This window comes from Parabacteroides distasonis ATCC 8503 (assembly GCF_000012845.1).
GTDB classification, from domain to species: Bacteria; Bacteroidota; Bacteroidia; order Bacteroidales; family Tannerellaceae; genus Parabacteroides; species Parabacteroides distasonis.
On record NC_009615.1, the window covers coordinates 1421934 to 1440244 of the forward strand.

The window sequence follows — 18311 nt, forward strand, 5'->3', positions numbered from 1 at the left end:
TTTCAATAGAGAGCAGACTGATGGGTACAAAATAATATGTATCTTCGTACCATTCTAAAAAAGCATTAAGTACATGAAAAAACTTTTAACCTGCATTGCCATGGGCTTTGCGACTACCAGCTACGCTGTAACCCCTTTGTGGATGCGTGATGTACAAATTTCTCCTGATGGAACAGAGATAGCGTTTTGTTACAAAGGAGATATCTATAAAGTACCGGCCAAAGGAGGAACAGCGACACAACTTACCACCCAAGCATCGTATGAATGCACGCCAATCTGGTCTCCGGACGGAAAACAAATCGCTTTCGCCAGCGATCGTAACGGCAATTTCGATTTATTCGTAATGCCCTCCAACGGTGGAACGGCACAGTGCCTCACCACTCATTCCGCCTCCGAGATTCCATCGGCCTTTACTCCCGACGGCAAATACGTACTCTTCTCCGCATCCATACAAGATCCGGCACAGAGCGCCTTATTCCCGACCTCGGCCATGACGGAACTCTATAAAGTGCCGGTTGGTGGCGGACGCACGGAGCAAGTATTGGGAACACCCGCCGAGATGGTTTGCTTCGATAAATCCGGAAAGACATTCTTATACCAAGATCGTAAGGGCTTCGAGGATGAATGGCGTAAACATCATACCTCATCCGTTACCCGGGATATATGGATGTACGATACGCAAACAGGAAAACATACCAATTTGACTGACCATGCGGGAGAAGACCGGAACGCCGTATTTACCCCGGATGGACAGACGGTTTACTTTCTGAGCGAACGCAACGGAGGGTCTTTCAATGTATATTCATTCCCTCTCAACACCCCACAATCTATAACGGCGGTTACTAAGTTCAAGACACATCCCGTACGTTTCCTCTCTACAGGTAGCGACCAGACATTGTGCTACACATACGATGGCGAGATCTATACACAACGTCCGGGAAGCAATCCGCAGAAAGTGCGGATCGACTTGATACGTGACGATCAAGAGCAAATCTGCGATCTGAATTCCAGCAAAGGAGCTACCTCAGCCACCGTATCCCCCGATGGCAAGCAGATCGCCTTAACCCTAAGAGGCGAGGTATTCGTCACCTCGGCCGATTACAACACGACCAAACAAATCACCCATACCCCGGCCGCCGAAACAGGCGTATGCTTCTCGCCGGATAACCGTACCTTGGCTTATGCCAGCGAGCGTGGTGGTAATTGGCAACTTTACTTGGCTAAGATCGCACGTAAGGAAGAAGCTAATTTCCCGAACGCAACGATTATCGAAGAGGAAGTTCTCTTACCTTCTAAGACCGTAGAGCGTAATTATCCTCAATTCTCACCGGATGGTAAGGAACTCGCTTTCATAGAAGACCGTATGCGGCTGATGGTAGTCAACCTTGAGACGAAGAAAGTACGCCAAGTCACGGATGGTTCCACATGGTATAGCACAGCCGGCGGTTTCGATTACTCATGGTCGCCGGACGGTAAATGGTTCACGCTCCGGTTTATCGGAAACAAGCACGATCCTTATTCGGATATAGGCTTGGTTAGCGCGCAAGGCGGGGAGATCACCAACCTGACCAATAGCGGTTACACCAGCACCTCCCCACAATGGGTACTGGATGGAAACGCCATCCTATTCACCACAGAGCGTTACGGAATGCGTGCGCATGCCTCATGGGGTTCCTTGAATGATGCCATGCTGGTATTCATGAATCAAGACGCTTATGATAAATTCCGCTTGAGCAAAGAGGATTATGAGTTGCAAAAGGAACTGGAAAAGGAGCAGAAAGAGGTAACCGGAGACAAAACCGACGACAAGAAAAAAGAAGATAAAGCCGATGAAAAGAAAGACGAAATGCCCAAGGATATCGTAGTGGAACTGAAAGGAATCCAAGATCGTATCCTACGCCTTACTCCTAATTCCTCCGAAATGGGTAGCGCCGTTATCTCGAAGAATGGCGAGACCTTATATTATTTCTCGGCTTTCGAAGATAAATACGACCTGTGGAAAATGGACTTGCGCAAGAAAGAGACCAAGTTACTCCACAAGATGAATACCGGATGGGCGAACATGGAAATGGATAAAGAAGGTAAGAACCTGTTCTTATTGGGTAGCAATTCCATGCAAAAGATGGATATGGGATCGGAAAAACTAACACCGATTCATTACCAAGCGAACTTAAAAATGGACTTGGCCGCCGAGCGTGAGTATATGTTCGACCATGTCTATAAACAAGAGCAAAAACGGTTCTACAACGTGAATATGCACGGCGTAAATTGGGACGCTATGACCGCCGCCTACCGTAAATTCCTGCCACATATTAATAACAACTATGACTTCGCAGAGTTGCTAAGCGAATATCTGGGAGAACTCAACGTCTCTCACACCGGAGGCCGCTTCCGTCCGCAAACAAGCGGCAATATTACCGCCAACCTAGGCCTACTTTTCGATTGGAACCATAGCGGCAAAGGTTTATTAATCGCTGAGGTAGTGGAAAAAGGCCCGTTCGATCACGCACGTTCCAAAGTAAAAGCCGGTACCGTCATGGAGAAAATAGACGGGCAAGAAATAACCCCGGATATGGATTACTCCAAGCTATTAAACAATAAGGCCAAAAAGAAGACCTTGGTTTCCCTCTACGATCCACAAACCAAGGAACGCTGGGAAGAGGTAGTCTTGCCTATCAGTAATGGAGACTTAAATGGCTTGCTTTATACCCGCTGGGTGAAGCAACGTGCCGCCGACGTGGATAAATGGTCGAACGGACGATTGGGATACGTCCATATCCAATCCATGGGAGACCCTAGTTTCCGCTCCGTTTACTCCGATATCCTAGGTAAGTATAACGACCGGGAGGGAATCGTCATCGATACCCGCTTTAATGGTGGTGGACGTTTGCATGAGGATATCGAGATCTTGTTCAGCGGAGAGAAATACCTCACCCAAGTGACACGTGGCCGGGAGGCTTGCGATATGCCTAGCCGCCGCTGGAATAAACCTTCCATCATGCTCCAATGCGAGGCTAATTATAGTAACGCACATGGAACCCCGTGGGTTTATAAGCATCAACACATCGGACGTTTGGTAGGTATGCCCGTACCGGGAACAATGACTACCGTCTCTTGGGAAACCCTGCAAGATCCAACGCTGGTATTCGGCACACCTATTACCGGTTATCGCCTGTCGGACGGTAGTTACTTAGAGAACACACAGCTGGAACCGGATGTTAAAGTCGCTAATTCTCCGGAAACTGTTGTCAAAGGGGAAGATACGCAATTGAGAACAGCGGTAAATGAATTGCTGAAAGAGATCGATAAAAAGTAGTTTAAAACGAGACTACTCTCATCGCCTGTCGGGAGTAGTCTCGTTTTATTATGTAACCTTCTATTAAAAAACAGGCGATATTCACTCTGCCTAAGTCGTGATATACTTATAGGGAGAATGACTAAAATCCAAGAAACACATCTCATAGCAAATGGTCAGCCACACCACAATGCAAGGCCAAGCTTTTATCACATACGGACGGATCAGTCCATTCCGGACAATAGATGGAACCAGCTCTGTAGTGGATAAGCCAACAATCACCAAGGTAGCTATCCAAAGCCAATAAGTATATTTCTTATGGGGCGATACACTGCATATATACCAGATAGCGACTCCTATCATCGCTATGATATATCCACTCGCCTCGCTTCCCGTACTGAATAATACGACAAATAATAAAACATTAGCCAACAACATAAAGCGAAAAGCCGGATATTTATATTGAGAGATCCTTAAATATGGAATGCAGAATAAAATCAAGCCCGGTATGATAAGCCACATATCGCTATACTCCGCATTCCCGGATATCTTTCGAACCACTCCTAATAATGATATATTTTGTGGATCAGCGAACATATTCAACATATTTTTCACCTTCAATCGCTCAAACCAATCTATATACTGAGAGATCACATACTCAAACCCCAGTGTATAAAGCACCGGGATCACAAAGCAAACCAATCCCCAGAAAAGACAAGAGGCTAATAACCTCACTTTCTGCCTTGAGAAGAAAAAGAACGCCAATCCCACGATCGGATAGATCTTGATAAATGTTCCGAGCATAATAATGCCTGCCGCCCAGAAATCCTTTTTCTCCAGTATCAAGACAAACGATAATAAGATAAAGGCCGCTACTGATATATTGAGTTGCTGTACTCCTTGAGCCGTCATCAACTCACAATACGAATACCAATAAATAATGATTTTTTGGGTACTCGACAATGGCAATCGGCTAATCGCATAAAACAATAGGGCGGTATTACCCGCTATCCATAAGATTATACCCAACCATTCCGGTAACAGGGCGAAAGGAGCTATGATAAGACTAAATAAGATTCCATAATGATTTGAATCATAATATTCCGGATAATGATCCCCATATAAGGTTAACCCCTCGATAGCATGCCAATAGACTCCTTCAAATATCTTATAATTATTATATTTTCCAATCAACAACTTGACAATAGCAAAAATAACACCGGTTAGCATCCATACCCCGAATACAGTCCGGGGCTCTCTCCATACCGGATGGGTGGCTAAAGTCTTTAATCTCATATCCAATTTCTTCCTTTCAATCAGTCCACAAAGATAAAAAACCTAATAAAACGAGCCTAATAAAAAAGAAAAGACTGTCTGGGTATATAACCCGGACAGCCTTTTCCTTTATGATACAGACTCTATTCTGAGTATTCCCTATTAATTAGCGAATGATTTCAAAGGAACACTTACTCCCATGTAAAGATTCATGGCGTTACCGCTTACCGGTAAGCATTGTGGAGTTACCTTTGTCAACATATAATCCGATCCAATAAAGAAATTGATCCAAGACGGTGAGAAATTCAAGGCGATACCATACGTCTTGAACTTACTATGGATAAATGAGTAGCTCAGCGTAGCCTCAAACCATTTCACCGGACGGTAATTACCGGACAATGTCAGTTCCGTATAGGCTTTCGGGGAATAAAGACGAGTGCTTGACAATAAGCCGATACCTAACTTGTTTTCCAGCAAACGGTACTCGCCACCGATATTGATTGTCGAACGAAGACGGGTAGTGCTTCCGGACTCACCCTCTTTCTTGAAATGAAGCAAGTTCTCGAAATCTTCCTTGATAGCGTCAAACTGATCGCCCATGCTCGGTATATCACCGTTATTCTCGCCGATAGCCAGATCAAAGCCGTTAAAGTCGAAAGTTCCATCCAACTTACCTACCGTGCTCCCTCCTTTGCTCCAACTGATAAAACCTAAATCAAGGACAGCGGCGGACAACATGATATTCTCGGTCAATTGGTACGTAGCACCCAAGTCCACTCCCATACCGAAACCGCTAAGACCCGGAGAATCGAAATCAAAGCTATTATAATAATCACGGCCTTGCTCGTCTACTTCCATTTCCGGGACCAAGCCTTTCATATTCGTCTGCAAGGTACCGGTAGAGGTAACTTTCCAGCTAGTCTCTCCCATCTCAGCATGCATCTGATCGATCGTAGCGTCCATAGAACCTACGCCCCATAACAATTTAACCTTACCTCCGACTGTCAACTTATCCGTGATAGGACGAGAATATCCTACACCTGTCTCCAAATAAGCCTCGGCGTACGCCCTGATATTACGAATATCATAGGTACTCTGAGATCCATTACCCTTTTTCATGAACTCGAACAATGTCTTCGGAGCACGAATATTCGCCAAGCCCTTGATAGAAACATCAACCGTCCAGAATCCCTTGCCGGCGTACCAGCCACCGGATAGAACCTGCGTGCCAAAATCCATGTTTACCTGATTCTCATCCTTCAAGCCATTCAGGAAAGACTCGGTATTCACGGAGTTATCCATGAACGTAACGGTCTCACCATTCTTCGGATAAATAAAATTATCCACAGCTATTCCGTTCGTACCATACGAAGCGCCAACCGCACCTAATACCGGAATGGAGACATAGCCTCTCTCGGGACGATACGCCGGATTCATCGTCGTGCGTGCCGTAGAAGATTGCATGAAGTAAGAAGTTCGTATTTGCTGGGCGGATACCGACATTCCCACAGTGGTCAATAAACATAAAGCACACAGACCTCTCTTATACATATTATATATAGTATTCATCTTTCTTTTTCGTAATTTAAATGGTTAGTACTGGGATCAAATGGAGATACCACCTTCTTTCTTAAGTTTCAAGTTGAAGGTCGTTTTCTGGCCTTTCTTCAAAGCCTCGCCTTGATCTCTACCCGTTAAATGTAAATTTAGGTCTATATGACGTGCATCCTTCATTTTCGGCATATCCTCCTTCGTGATCTCGAAGATAACCTCTCCAGATTGTCCTTTTACCTCTTGTGCCGGGAATTGGATATCTACCGGTACATTGTTCTCATCCATGATCACCATCTCGATAGACATATCGAACGGCATCTCGTTCGTAACCTCTCCATAGATCCTCGCGCTTCCGTCCGAGAAAATATAGTCTACGAAATCCTCATCAAAAGCGTCCTCGATCCGCTCGACGGATACGGCGCTAAATTCCGGTGCCGGAGTCAACGGAAGCTCTACCGCATAACGTAACTCACTCAAGGCATCCGCAGGAGCGTTCGTCCATTGTTTGCTATCAGCGGACAAAGACAAATGTATTTTTTGAGGAACAATCTGTACGATTCCCGGTAACTTCTCGTTCTTGACAAACTTAAAAGCATCCGTCTTCGGATCAAGAGGGCCGATCCAAATATTAGGAGACACCGTTGACAAGGTAAAATCAGAGGAAGTAGCCTCCTTTTTACTTGTGTTCTCAGCCTCGATAGACAAGCTACAATCCAAAGAGGCATTCTTTACATTCGACTTTAACGTAATGTGGGGGTTCGTTAACGCCAAAACGAAATCGCCATCGAACAAGCCATCGATATCCCCAGTCGTTATATCTTCCGAGGCGATCTCCACTTTATCAGAGGCGGCCCGTAAGCTTTTCCCCTTAATCTTCATCTCTCCATCATAGATCATGACGTAAGCCCCGTCGACTTCCCGAATGGAAGGGACTTTCTCTACATTCACAACGTCATCCGACGTTACATAACCCATACCGAGGGGAGCTACCCAAGACTCACCCATTACCGCATCGTCCGTATTGACATCGCTTAAATCATACTTACTATCCACACATGCCGCTAAACAGCAAGAAGATAGCAATAGCATCACCAAATGTTTGTTTTTCATATAAAGTTATTTTTATCAAAATTATGACCCTAACAGCGCATAAAAATAAACAAAATAAATGAAAGTTTAGCCATAAAAAAAGAGTGGCATCGTATTATTAACGCCACTCTTAGCTTATACTATCTTTGACAATCAAAATATTCTTCCGCAAATACGAATCTTCATGACCGGATAAACCGTTAGCTTGTCCATGATCTTCGTAAAGGTATCATCCTCGTCTATCTCATTCAACAAGTCCTTTACATCCCCTGAATCCGTATACACCTCCGGTTTGCCATGGAATTGCACACCCAGCTCAAACATCACGCCAACCCGTTTCTTAGGAACCGCACGACCGAATCCAAGACCTAGATAAGGACGAAAACCGGACACTTTCAATCCACCGGATACATTACCGTTATTATCCACCGGAATCGTATAATCACCGATAACTATGCCCGCACTTTCTCCTTGGGCGATCAGGTCTTTCAGCTTATCACTATGTCCTTCTATCTTCACCAAGGAAGAACCACCGAAATAGGCGCCGGCCGCAACGAAGAACGAAGAAGCGTGAGGAAACGGGTAAACATTCACCAACAACTGTCCAGAAGTACGTTTCAAGCTACCTTTGACATCCATGGAGTATGTATCATTATACACACCCGCTCGCGGATCGTTAACATCTACATCCACGTCCGTATTAATGCTGAAACCCGGCATAAAGGTAAGACCACCTCTCAACGCCAGATAAGGCGTAATAGGAGTAGCGACTTCCACATCTACACCCGTCAAACCAACACCCACTCCTGCCGAAACAGAATTGAAAATCCCTAACTCCTTTTGAGCTGAGATAAAATTACACGTCGCAAACATGCTCACGAACGCACAAAGAAGAAATAGTCTTTTCATTTTCACCATATAAGTTAAATTGTTATTCACCCTAGACTCACAAAAATAAATAAAAAACATGAAACATTCGTTGTAAAAAAGAAAAAGCGACATCGAATTTGCCTCGATGTCGCTTTTTTACGGATAAAGTATACTATTTTACGTATAAGCGTACGTTATTCCTCCTCAGAATCGTCTTCCTTCATATTATGGAATACGTTTTGAACGTCTTCGTCTTCCTCTAATTTCTCGATAATCTTCTCGATAGACTCACGCTGTTCCGGAGTAACCTCCTTCAAATCGTTCGGGATACGTACGAACTCACTACTCAAGATCTCAAAACCATTCTCCTCCAAATATTTCTGGATCGCCGAATTCTGCGCGAACTCACCATAAAGAACAACCTCGTCCTCGTCTTCCTCAACCTCATCTACACCGAAGTCGATCAACTCCAACTCTAGGTCTTCTAAAGAAAGATCCTCTTTTTTGGCGATATGGAATACGCATTTATGGTCGAACAAGAACTCCAAGCTACCGGATGTTCCCAGAGAACCACCGTTCTTATTGAAATAACTACGAACGTTGGCTACCGTACGAGTCGTATTATCCGTAGCGGTCTCAACGAAGATAGCGATACCGAAAGGACCATATCCCTCATAGTTCATCTCCTTATAATCCGTGAAATCCTTGGATACGGCACGTTTAATGGCACGCTCCACGTTCTCCTTCGGCATATTCTCCTTTTTGGCGTTCTGCATCAACACACGTAAACGAGGATTATTCTCGGGCTCCGGCCCACCTTGTTTTGCCGCGATCGTGATTTCCTTACCTAACTTCGTGAATACACGGGCCATATTGCCCCAACGCTTAAACTTTCTCGCTTTACGAAACTCAAACGCTCTTCCCATATGTTTATCAGTTTATCTTTATTTTATGTAATTAAATTCTTATCTCAATTGAGCACCTAGCTTTTGTTCCAGATTCGTCTGGATCTTCTTCATGATAGCGTCGATCTGCTTATCGTTCAAAGTCTTGCTCTCATCTTGCATGAAGAAGCTTACGGCATACGACTTCTTGCCCGCCGGAAGATTCTTGCCCTCGTAAACGTCAAACAGAGATACTTCCTTCAATAGCTTGCGATCGCTATCCTTAGCGATTTTCTCGACCTCGCTAAACTGTACGCTCTTATCAAGCAACAACGCCAAGTCACGTTTAACGGCCGGGAACTTGGAAATCTCGGAGAAGGTTACTTTCGCCTTCTTGATCTCCTTCATCAATTGGGTCCACGACAACTCAGCGTAATAAACCTCCATATCGATATCCAACATCTTACGAAGTTTCTTGCTTACGATACCCATCGTACCCAATTGACGTCCGGAACCGGTCGTGATGCTTAGGCCCGAAGAATAGATATCATTCGTCAAGTTACCGAAAATAACCCGTTTCATATCCACGCCCAAGCGGACCAAGATATTCTCTACGTAAGCCTTCAACTCATAAACGGAAGATTTCTCGTCCGGATGCGCCCAGTTGTTCTCCACTCGGTTGCCGGCTACCCAGATGCCTAGACGGTAATCCTCACTGAACTGCGCCAAGGTCTCATCTTCCTTCTTATTATCAATATTATAATCATAGCAATTACCGAACTCATAGAAACGGATATTGCCTTTCTTACGTTTCATGTTATACTCGATGCTCTCCAAGCCGCCAAACAACAAGGTCTGACGCATGCAGTTTAAATCAGCGCTTAACGGGTTCATCAACATGACACAATGCGCTTCCGGATAAACAGACAGATCCGTATAATAAGCGGAGCGTGTCAAGGAGTTGTTCATGATCTCGTTGAAACCACAACCGCAAAGTTGCTCCGAGATCAAGTTCTGCAATTTCCAGCTACGATCCGTAGGAGTCTGGTAACTTAAATTGGACTTCACGTTATCGCTGAACTCCACGTTATTATATCCGTAGATACGAAGAATGTCCTCGATCACGTCTACATCACGCTGCACATCGATACGATATACGGGAACATGCAAAGTCAAGCCCTCGGCAGTCTCGGATACGATCTCCATCTCAAGGCTTGCCAAGATACTTTTCACGGTTTCTACCGGAATATCCTTACCGATCAACGTATTGATCTTCTCGTAAGTCACCTCAACCGTATACGGTTCCGCCACGGCAGGATAAACATCCTGTACGGCACCCGTGATCTTACCTCCCGCCAACTCTTGTATCAACAAGGCGGCACGTTTCAATACATACATCGTATTGTTCGGATCCAAACCACGCTCGAAGCGGAAAGAAGCGTCCGTATTCAAGCCAAAACGACGGGCGGTCTTGCGAATCCACGTCGGATGGAAACAAGCGGATTCCAAGAATACGTCGGTGGTCTCCTCCGTCACGCCGGAATCCAAACCGCCGAACACGCCACCGATACACATCGGTTCCTCGACGTTACAAATCATCAAGTCACGATCGGTCAACGTACGCTCCACGCCATCCAACGTGACGAATTTCGTACCAGCCTCGGCTGCCTTGACAATCACTTTATTTCCTTTGATCTTACCCGCGTCAAAAGAGTGTAAAGGCTGCCCTAACTCATGCAGGATAAAGTTCGTTATATCCACTACGTTATTGATGGGACGAAGGCCGATCACACGCAAACGGTTTTGTAACCACTCCGGGCTCTCCTTCACCGTAACGCCCTTGATCGTAACACCGGAATAACGGGGACAAGCCTCCGTATTCTCTACCACGACCTCTACGCCCGGTGTCTCGTCGTCGATCTTGAAAGCGTCTACCGAAGGACGTCTCAATTCGGCGGGCTTGCCGTTTTGCTTCAAATAAGCGGCCAAGTCACGGGCGACACCGAAATGGGAAGTAGCGTCTACACGGTTCGGGGTGATATCCACCTCCAGCACGTAGTCGCTCTTTACATTATAATAATCTTTAGCTAACGTACCTACAACAGCGTCGGCGGGAAGTACGATAATACCGTTATGGTCGGTACCGATACCTATCTCGTCCTCGGCGCAAATCATACCGTTGGACTCAACGCCACGGATCTTGGATCTCTTGATCGTAAAGCATTCATCACCGTCGTACAGTTTCGTGCCGTTCACGGCTACGACCACTTTCTGTCCGGCAGCCACGTTCGGGGCGCCACATACGATTTGTAAAGGAGCCTCGCCACCTACATTTACGGTCGTTATATGTAAATGGTCAGAATTCGGGTGTTCCTCACAAGTTAACACTTCACCGATAACCAGTCCCTCAAGTCCGCCCTTAATGGTTTGAACTTCCTCTACTCCACCGGTTTCCAAACCGATAGAGGTAAGCGCCGCAGCAACTTCTTCTGGCTCCAGATCGAAATCAAGATACTCTTTCAGCCAATTGTAAGATATATTCATCGCTATAAAATTTATTCTCTAAAGACACGGCCTCTATTGATAGCCGCCGAATTGACGGACAAAAGTACGAATAATAATTCAAACGATACAAAAATATCCTCATGAACTTCTACGAACTCTTAACTGCGCCAACGCATGCGTTTCATTCATTCTTAATTTTCTATCGCGAATCATAGATAATAGAGACTCACTTTACGATGAGTCAGAATAAAGATGTACCTTTGCGGGAGGTTTTAACGTTACAACTATTTTTTATGCGTATAGATATACTTACCGTACTTCCCGAGATGATCGAGGGGATGATTAATTGCTCTATCGTCAAGAGGGCGCAAGATAAAGGATTAGCGGAGATTCATTTACATAACCTACGGGATTACACCACTAATAAATGGAGGCGGGTGGATGATTATCCGTTCGGAGGAGAGGCCGGAATGGTGATGCAGATCGAACCGATAGACCGGGCGATCTCAGCGTTGAAAAGCGAACGGGAATATGACGAGGTAATCTATACCTCCCCGGATGGCGAGACACTCAACCAGCCCATGGCCAACAGCATGTCTTTACTAAATAATATGATTATCCTCTGCGGGCACTATAAAGGGATCGACTATCGTATCCGTGAGCATTTGATAACGAAAGAGATATCCGTAGGAGACTATGTCCTTACCGGAGGAGAGCTGGCCGCCGCTATCATAACCGACGCCGTGGTACGCTTGATACCGGGAGCGATCGGCGACGAGCAAAGCGCCCTCTCCGACTCCTTCCAAGATGACTTACTGGCCCCGCCTGTTTATACACGTCCCGCCGATTACAAAGGTTGGAAAGTACCCGAGGTACTATTATCCGGGCACCAGCGCAAGATCGAAGAATGGCGCTTGCAACAAGCACAAGAGCGTACGGCACGCCTCCGGCCGGATTTATTGAAATAGCAGCGTTAAAAAACAAGGCCGGGGATCATCCCCCCCGATGATACCCCGGCCCCTCTATCCACAAACAATCATGGCTACAACATCACTCTTATTTATTGAAACGTTCTTTCAATTTAGCTAACATGTCTTTTGTCATGGCATCCAAATCATACTCCGGCTTCCAGCCCCACTCTTGGCGGGCGCAAGTATCATCCAAGGAATTCGGCCACGACTCGGCGATAGCCTGACGCAAAGGATCTACCTCATACTCCATCTGGAATTCAGGCATATATTTCTTGATATTATTAAAGATGATCTCCGGATCGAAACTCATCGACGCAATGTTGAAAGAGTTGCGATGAACGAACTTCGTAGAATCCGCCTCCATAATCTCGATAGCGGCACGCAAGCCGTCCGGCATGTACATCATATCCATGAAAGTACCGGCTGCGATCGGGCAAACGAATTTCTCGCCCTTAGCGGCCGAATAGTAAATATCGACAGCGTAATCCGTCGTACCACCACCCGGAGGTGTTACGTAAGAGATCAATCCGGGGAAACGAACCGAACGTGTGTCCACGCCGAAACGGATATTATAATAATCGCTTAACAACTCGCCGGATACCTTCGTCACGCCGTACATCGTACGAGGATTACGGATCGTATCTTGAGGAGTCTTGTCTTTCGGGGTATTGTTACCGAAAACGCCAATAGAGCTCGGCGTAAATACGGCGCAGTGCATCTCACGGGCCACCTCAAGCACATTGAACAAGCCCCCCATTCCGATCTTCCACGCCAACTGAGGTTTAGCCTCTGCTACAGCCGACAAAAGAGCCGCCAAGTTGTAGATCGTATCAATATTATATTTTGATACCGTCTCAGCGATCTGCTGCTCGTTCGTGATATCCACGATAGCGGAAGGTCCCGATTCTAACAACTCGCCTTTAGGCTCCGCACCCGGGATATAACCCGCTACTATGTTCCCACCGTAGATACTTCTTAATTTCATGGTTAACTCTGATCCGATCTGACCGGTAGAACCAATTACTAATACATTCTTCATCGCGTTTAATGAGATTTAAGTTTTTTTCCGTCGGCAAAGGTATAGAGAATAAAACAGTTTAGACATGAATTTCTTCTCTTTTTTAGTATTAAAATTCAAAAAAAAAACAGACCTTTGTCTGTCGCTTTGACAACGAAGCTACTACTCACATCTAAATACTAATAAAAAACGAAGTTTTTATGTACGGAAAACTTAAAGAATTCTTGACAAATGAACTTGAAGGCATCAAAGCCGCTGGTTTATACAAGAACGAGCGTATCATTACTACGCCGCAGAGAGCCGACATCAAAGTAAATGCCGGAAGTGATGTTTTAAACTTCTGCGCCAACAACTATCTTGGCCTGTCCGATAACCAACGACTGATCAAGGCCGCGAAAGAAGCCATGGATACACACGGTTATGGCATGTCGTCCGTTCGTTTCATCTGTGGAACGCAGGATTTGCACAAGCAATTGGAGGCAGCCATCTCCGACTATTTCAAGACAGAGGACACGATCCTTTACGCCGCATGTTTCGACGCTAACGGTGGTTTGTTTGAGCCGTTGTTTGGCGAGGAAGACGCTATCATCTCGGATGCCTTGAACCACGCCTCTATCATCGACGGTGTTCGTTTATGCAAGGCGAAACGTTATCGCTACGCTAACGCCGACATGGCGGACTTGGAACGTTGCCTACAAGAGGCGCAGGCCCAACGTCACCGTATCATCGCCACGGACGGCGTGTTCTCCATGGACGGCAATGTCGCTCCGATGGACAAGATTTGCGAGCTTGCCGAGAAATATGACGCATTGGTTATGGTGGACGAGTCTCACTCTGCCGGTGTCGTAGGCCCGACGGGTCATGGCGTAGCCGAGCAGTTTGATGTTTACGGACGTGTAGATATCTTCACGGGTACGCTGGGTAAGGCGTTCGGTGGTGCCATGGGTGGCTTCACGACCGGAAAGAAGGAGATTATCGATATGTTACGCCAACGTTCTCGCCCCTACTTGTTCTCCAACTCCGTGGCTCCGGCCATCGTAGGCGCAAGCTTGGAGATGTTCAAGATGTTGAAGGAGAGCGACGCTTTACATACGAAATTAATGAACAACGTAAGCTACTTCCGCGACAAGATGCTGGCAGCCGGTTTCGATATCAAGCCGACTCAATCCGCTATCTGCGCCGTTATGTTGTACGACGCTAAGTTGTCTCAAGATTTCGCCGCCAAGATGCAGGAAGAGGGTATTTACGTAACCGGTTTCTATTACCCGGTAGTACCGAAGGGACAAGCTCGTATCCGTGTACAATTGTCCGCCGGCCACGAGACTGAGCATCTGGACAAGGCTATCGCAGCGTTTATCAAGGTAGGAAAAGAGCTAGGCGTTATCAAATAACACCTCTCTCATTCATCATACAAGGCCACATCCGGGCAAGATGATCTGGATGTGGCTTTTTAATCACTAAGAACAATCATGCAACTCAGTAACTACCATAGTCATTGTACTTTTTGTGATGGAAGAAGTATTCCGGAGGATTTCGTGAGATTCGCCATAACACACGGGTTCCGTGCGTACGGTTTTTCCTCCCACTCGCCGCTTCCGTTCGAGACTTTCTGGAATATGTCTAAAGACGATATGCCGGAGTATCTGCAAGAGATAAAACGACTGAAACAGAAATACAGCGATCAACTGGAAATATATGCCGGTCTGGAGATTGATTATCTGGACGAGACCTATAACGCCTCGATCCCCTATTTCCAAGAGTTGCCCTTGGACTACCGGATCGGTTCCATCCATTTCCTGCCCGTATCAGAGCGTCTGGCCGAAGAGAACATGGTCTGTATAGACGGCTCATTCAGGGAATACGCCCACTCCGTGGAGCGGCATTTCGAGGGAGATGTCCGGTTGCTTGTCAAGCGTTTCTTCGATACCACGATGAAAATGATAGAGGCCGGAGGCATCGATATCGTCGGACATATCGACAAGATCTATATGAACGGACAGAAATACGAGATCTTCAATTTTGAAGAGGATTGGTATCGGAAGCCTTTTGAGGCTTGTCTGGATCTGGTTCAGGAGAAAGAATTGATGGTAGAGGTCAACACCAAGAACTGGACCAAGAAAAAAGAGCTTTACCCCCGTGTGGAATACCTATCACGGATGCGGAAAATGAATATCCCTGTCATGGTGAACTCCGATTGCCATTATCCGGATTTGGTGAACGACGGTCGCAAGGAGGTTTTTGAGTTGCTAAAGCAAGCCGGCTTCAAGTCCACCCGTGAGCTCGTGAAAGGCAAATGGCAAGATATCGCCCTCTAGGATTTATTTTTCCGCTTATACAGAAAGGATTGCCAACGCTCCTCGGCGTTCCCTTGACGAAACATGTCATAACGTGCCATCGTAAAGAACAGATCCGATAAACGATTCACGAACGCCATGATCCCGGCAGGAACCGGGTCTTTCCGATTCAATGTCCACAAGCGGCGTTCGGCCCTGCGGGTGATCGTACGGGCCAATTGGAGGTGCGCCGAAACAGGTGTGCCTCCCGGAAGGATAAAATACCCGTTATCCTCCATCTGGGCGGATAGATCATCGATATGGGACTCACAAAAGACGGTCAAATCATCGGGAAGCGGATTCGGATTCTGATCACGGATCGCCGATGGTGTCGCCACATGAGACATCACGGCCATCATCTCACGCTGTATCCTACCCAGCAACACCTGCCATTCATGATCGGGAGGCAGCAACGTACGGACAATACCGATCTCGGCGTTCAACTCATCCAACGTCCCATTCGCCTCGATACGGATGTCATCCTTATCGACACGCTCACCGCCATGTATGCCGGTTTTTCCTTTATCTCCTCCACGGGTATATATTCTCATAGGATACTCATTTTAGGACTTATGAAAAAAGACTACCGTATTCCGGTGATAAACACTATAGTATTCATCTTCAAACACTACTGTGTTTATCCACGAATACTATAGTGTTCTCACACGAACACAGTAGTCTTTTCTATTCGTTAATCAAAGAAGTGCTTAAACTTACTGAAGATTTTCTCTTTCATCGTCTTATTAGGCTGGAAGTTCGGTGAATTCTCCAATCCGTTCAGCGTCTCTTTCTCCGTAGACGACAAAGTCTCGGGGATATATACACTCACGTTCACCAACAGATCGCCCGTACCATAACTATTGATGGAAGGAAGTCCTTTATTACGCAAACGAAGCACCTTACCCGGCTGCGTACCCGGCTCGATCTTCAATTTCGCCTTCCCGTCAATGGTCGGGACCTCTACCGTGGCTCCCAAGGCTGCTTGCGGAACACTCAATAGCAGGTTGTATAACAGATCGTTCTCATCACGAATCAACTCCGGATGCGGTTCCTCCTCGATAAGGATCAATAAGTCACCGTTGATTCCACCATGTCGTGCGGCGTTGCCTTTACCATTCATGGAGAGTTGCATGCCCTCGGCTACACCGGCAGGGATATTGATCGTGATAATCTCATCGTCGCGAACGACGCCCTCACCATTACACTCCGTACATTTCTTGACAACGATCTTGCCCTCGCCACCACAAGTAGGGCAAGTCGTCTGCGTCTGCATCTGCCCTAGGATCGTGTTGGCGATACGGGTAACGACACCGCTACCTTTACACGTATCACACGTTTTCACACCCTCCGAGCCTTCCGCCCCGCTACCGTGACAATGCGAACAAGGCACATACTTCTTCACCTTGATCTTCTTTTCCACGCCGTTAGCGATCTCTTTCAGGTTCAGCTTCACCTTCACACGCAAGTCCGATCCACGGTTCACACGGCGTCCTCCACGAGAACCGCCGAAACCACCGAAGCCACCAAAACCGCCAAAATGTCCACCAAAGATGTCGCCGAACTGTGAGAAAATATCCTCCATGGACATACCACCACCGAAGCCGCCACCTTGTGAAGCCCCGCCGACACCCGCATGACCGAATTGATCATAACGCTGACGCTTTTGCGGATCGCTCAACACGTCGTATGCCTCAGCCGCCTCCTTAAAGTTCTCCTCCGCTTGCTTATCGCCCGGGTTCTTATCCGGGTGGAATTGTATCGCCTTCTTGCGGTACGCTTTCTTTATCTCATCCGCCGAAGCATTCTTCTCAACGCCCAGCACTTCATAGTAATCCCTTTTAGCCATCCTTGTATTTGTTATTTGCCGATTTTCCGATTATTCTCCCACTACTACTTTAGCGTGACGTATTACCTTGTCAAATAAGGTATATCCAGTTTGTACGCAATCCAATACCTTGCCCTTCATGTCCGGTTCCGGAGCGGGAATCGTAGCGATAGCCTCAAACTCCTCCGTATCGAACGGCTTGCCTATGGCCTCGATCGGCTTCACGCCCTGCTGAGACAGATAGCCCATGAACTTACCGAAAATCAAGTCCACGCCTTCTTTAACGGCCTCTACATCCTCCGCCGCACGGACGTTCTGCAAGGCACGCTCGAAATCGTCGATAATAGGAAGAAGGTTCTTTAACGCACCCTCGCCGCCAGTCTTGATCAAATCGGCCTTCTCACGCATCGTACGTTTACGGTAATTGTCAAACTCTGCCATCAAGCGCAGGTGGGAATCGTTCAATTCGTTATATTTCTTTTGCAAGGCTTCCACCTCACCCGACACATTGTCAGAGCCGGCAGCTTCATCTGCCGCATTTGACTGTTCTTCCTGCAAATTTGTCGCTTCCTCATTATTCACGTTTTCGTTTTTTGAAGCGTTTTCTTTTTTCTCGTTTGGATTCATCTTGCTCATAATCTATCTGATTTTTTTCATTACTAACTAATTGTAAGCGAAATACGTTACCACAT

Annotated in this window: 14 protein-coding genes; 4 read left to right on the forward strand and 10 right to left on the reverse strand. The window is 46.5% G+C overall.

Going from position 1 to position 18311, the window contains the following annotated elements; all coding sequences use genetic code 11:
- The first annotated feature begins 73 nt into the window (after positions 1–73).
- Positions 74–3316 (forward strand): S41 family peptidase, encoded by a 3243-nt coding sequence (locus tag BDI_RS06140; protein ID WP_011966363.1) that lies wholly within the window; start codon positions 74–76, stop codon positions 3314–3316.
- Between the two features lie 90 nt (positions 3317–3406).
- Here BDI_RS06140 and BDI_RS06145 read toward each other — a convergent pair whose 3' ends face one another.
- The 6 genes from BDI_RS06145 to pheT form a co-directional block, all read right to left on the reverse strand.
- On the reverse strand, positions 3407–4591 hold the full coding sequence (locus BDI_RS06145) for a glycosyltransferase family 87 protein (RefSeq protein WP_011966364.1): 1185 nt from the start codon (positions 4589–4591) through the stop codon (positions 3407–3409).
- 141 nt (positions 4592–4732) lie between these two features.
- Positions 4733–6139 (reverse strand): DUF5723 family protein, encoded by a 1407-nt coding sequence (locus tag BDI_RS06150; RefSeq protein ID WP_005856679.1) that lies wholly within the window; start codon positions 6137–6139, stop codon positions 4733–4735.
- Between the two features lie 36 nt (positions 6140–6175).
- A complete protein-coding gene (locus tag BDI_RS06155; RefSeq protein WP_011966365.1) occupies positions 6176–7234 on the reverse strand; it encodes a DUF4621 domain-containing protein in 1059 nt (352 codons plus the stop codon).
- Between the two features lie 132 nt (positions 7235–7366).
- Positions 7367–8131, reverse strand: coding sequence for a hypothetical protein (locus tag BDI_RS06160; RefSeq protein ID WP_005856675.1), 765 nt, complete (start codon positions 8129–8131; stop codon positions 7367–7369).
- A gap of 146 nt (positions 8132–8277) precedes the next feature.
- Positions 8278–9009, reverse strand: a complete 732-nt coding sequence (locus tag BDI_RS06165; protein WP_005856672.1) for a YebC/PmpR family DNA-binding transcriptional regulator — start codon at positions 9007–9009, stop codon at positions 8278–8280.
- Between the two features lie 39 nt (positions 9010–9048).
- Positions 9049–11511, reverse strand: a complete 2463-nt coding sequence (gene pheT / locus BDI_RS06170) for a phenylalanine--tRNA ligase subunit beta (protein WP_005856670.1) — start codon at positions 11509–11511, stop codon at positions 9049–9051.
- A 254-nt stretch (positions 11512–11765) separates the two neighbouring features.
- On the opposite strand from pheT, the gene trmD reads away from it, so the two are divergent.
- Positions 11766–12440, forward strand: coding sequence for a tRNA (guanosine(37)-N1)-methyltransferase TrmD (gene trmD / locus BDI_RS06175; protein WP_008772076.1), 675 nt, complete (start codon positions 11766–11768; stop codon positions 12438–12440).
- An 88-nt stretch (positions 12441–12528) separates the two neighbouring features.
- Here the strand turns inward: trmD and BDI_RS06180 are convergent, their stop codons facing one another.
- Positions 12529–13482, reverse strand: a complete 954-nt coding sequence (locus tag BDI_RS06180; RefSeq protein WP_005856666.1) for an NAD-dependent epimerase/dehydratase family protein — start codon at positions 13480–13482, stop codon at positions 12529–12531.
- Positions 13483–13661: 179 nt separating this feature from the next.
- Here BDI_RS06180 and kbl point away from each other — a divergent pair, with 179 nt between their 5' ends.
- On the forward strand, positions 13662–14852 hold the full coding sequence (kbl, locus tag BDI_RS06185; RefSeq protein ID WP_005856664.1) for a glycine C-acetyltransferase: 1191 nt from the start codon (positions 13662–13664) through the stop codon (positions 14850–14852).
- A gap of 78 nt (positions 14853–14930) precedes the next feature.
- The gene (locus BDI_RS06190; protein ID WP_005856662.1) at positions 14931–15776 is read left to right on the forward strand and encodes a histidinol-phosphatase; all 846 of its coding nucleotides are present in this window, start codon (positions 14931–14933) and stop codon (positions 15774–15776) included.
- On the opposite strand, the gene BDI_RS06195 is transcribed toward BDI_RS06190, so the two are convergent.
- The 3 genes from BDI_RS06195 to BDI_RS06205 all read right to left on the reverse strand — a co-directional run bounded on the left by BDI_RS06195 (position 15773) and on the right by BDI_RS06205 (position 18255).
- Positions 15773–16345 (reverse strand): cob(I)yrinic acid a,c-diamide adenosyltransferase, encoded by a 573-nt coding sequence (locus BDI_RS06195; RefSeq protein ID WP_005856659.1) that lies wholly within the window; start codon positions 16343–16345, stop codon positions 15773–15775. The two genes, BDI_RS06190 and BDI_RS06195, sit on opposite strands and share 4 nt — an antisense overlap.
- 140 nt (positions 16346–16485) lie before the next feature.
- On the reverse strand, positions 16486–17640 hold the full coding sequence (gene dnaJ / locus BDI_RS06200; protein WP_005856657.1) for a molecular chaperone DnaJ: 1155 nt from the start codon (positions 17638–17640) through the stop codon (positions 16486–16488).
- A gap of 30 nt (positions 17641–17670) precedes the next feature.
- Entirely contained in the window at positions 17671–18255 is a 585-nt protein-coding gene (locus tag BDI_RS06205) for a nucleotide exchange factor GrpE (protein WP_008772074.1), read from the reverse strand.
- Positions 18256–18311 lie beyond the last annotated feature (56 nt).

Bases quoted from the DNA above. Each gene is read 5' to 3' on its own strand.
- BDI_RS06155 (WP_011966365.1), bottom strand. From the start codon at position 7,234: ATGAAAAACAAACATTTGGTGATGCTATTGCTATCTTCTTGCTGTTTA.
- trmD (WP_008772076.1), top strand. From the start codon at position 11,766: ATGCGTATAGATATACTTACCGTACTTCCCGAGATGATCGAGGGGATG.
- BDI_RS06150 (WP_005856679.1), bottom strand. From the start codon at position 6,139: ATGAATACTATATATAATATGTATAAGAGAGGTCTGTGTGCTTTATGT.
- BDI_RS06165 (WP_005856672.1), bottom strand. From the start codon at position 9,009: ATGGGAAGAGCGTTTGAGTTTCGTAAAGCGAGAAAGTTTAAGCGTTGG.
- kbl (WP_005856664.1), top strand. From the start codon at position 13,662: ATGTACGGAAAACTTAAAGAATTCTTGACAAATGAACTTGAAGGCATC.
- BDI_RS06140 (WP_011966363.1), top strand. From the start codon at position 74: ATGAAAAAACTTTTAACCTGCATTGCCATGGGCTTTGCGACTACCAGC.
- dnaJ (WP_005856657.1), bottom strand. From the start codon at position 17,640: ATGGCTAAAAGGGATTACTATGAAGTGCTGGGCGTTGAGAAGAATGCT.
- BDI_RS06195 (WP_005856659.1), bottom strand. From the start codon at position 16,345: ATGAGAATATATACCCGTGGAGGAGATAAAGGAAAAACCGGCATACAT.
- BDI_RS06180 (WP_005856666.1), bottom strand. From the start codon at position 13,482: ATGAAGAATGTATTAGTAATTGGTTCTACCGGTCAGATCGGATCAGAG.
- pheT (WP_005856670.1), bottom strand. From the start codon at position 11,511: ATGAATATATCTTACAATTGGCTGAAAGAGTATCTTGATTTCGATCTG.
- BDI_RS06190 (WP_005856662.1), top strand. From the start codon at position 14,931: ATGCAACTCAGTAACTACCATAGTCATTGTACTTTTTGTGATGGAAGA.
- BDI_RS06160 (WP_005856675.1), bottom strand. From the start codon at position 8,131: ATGGTGAAAATGAAAAGACTATTTCTTCTTTGTGCGTTCGTGAGCATG.
- BDI_RS06205 (WP_008772074.1), bottom strand. From the start codon at position 18,255: ATGAGCAAGATGAATCCAAACGAGAAAAAAGAAAACGCTTCAAAAAAC.
- BDI_RS06145 (WP_011966364.1), bottom strand. From the start codon at position 4,591: ATGAGATTAAAGACTTTAGCCACCCATCCGGTATGGAGAGAGCCCCGG.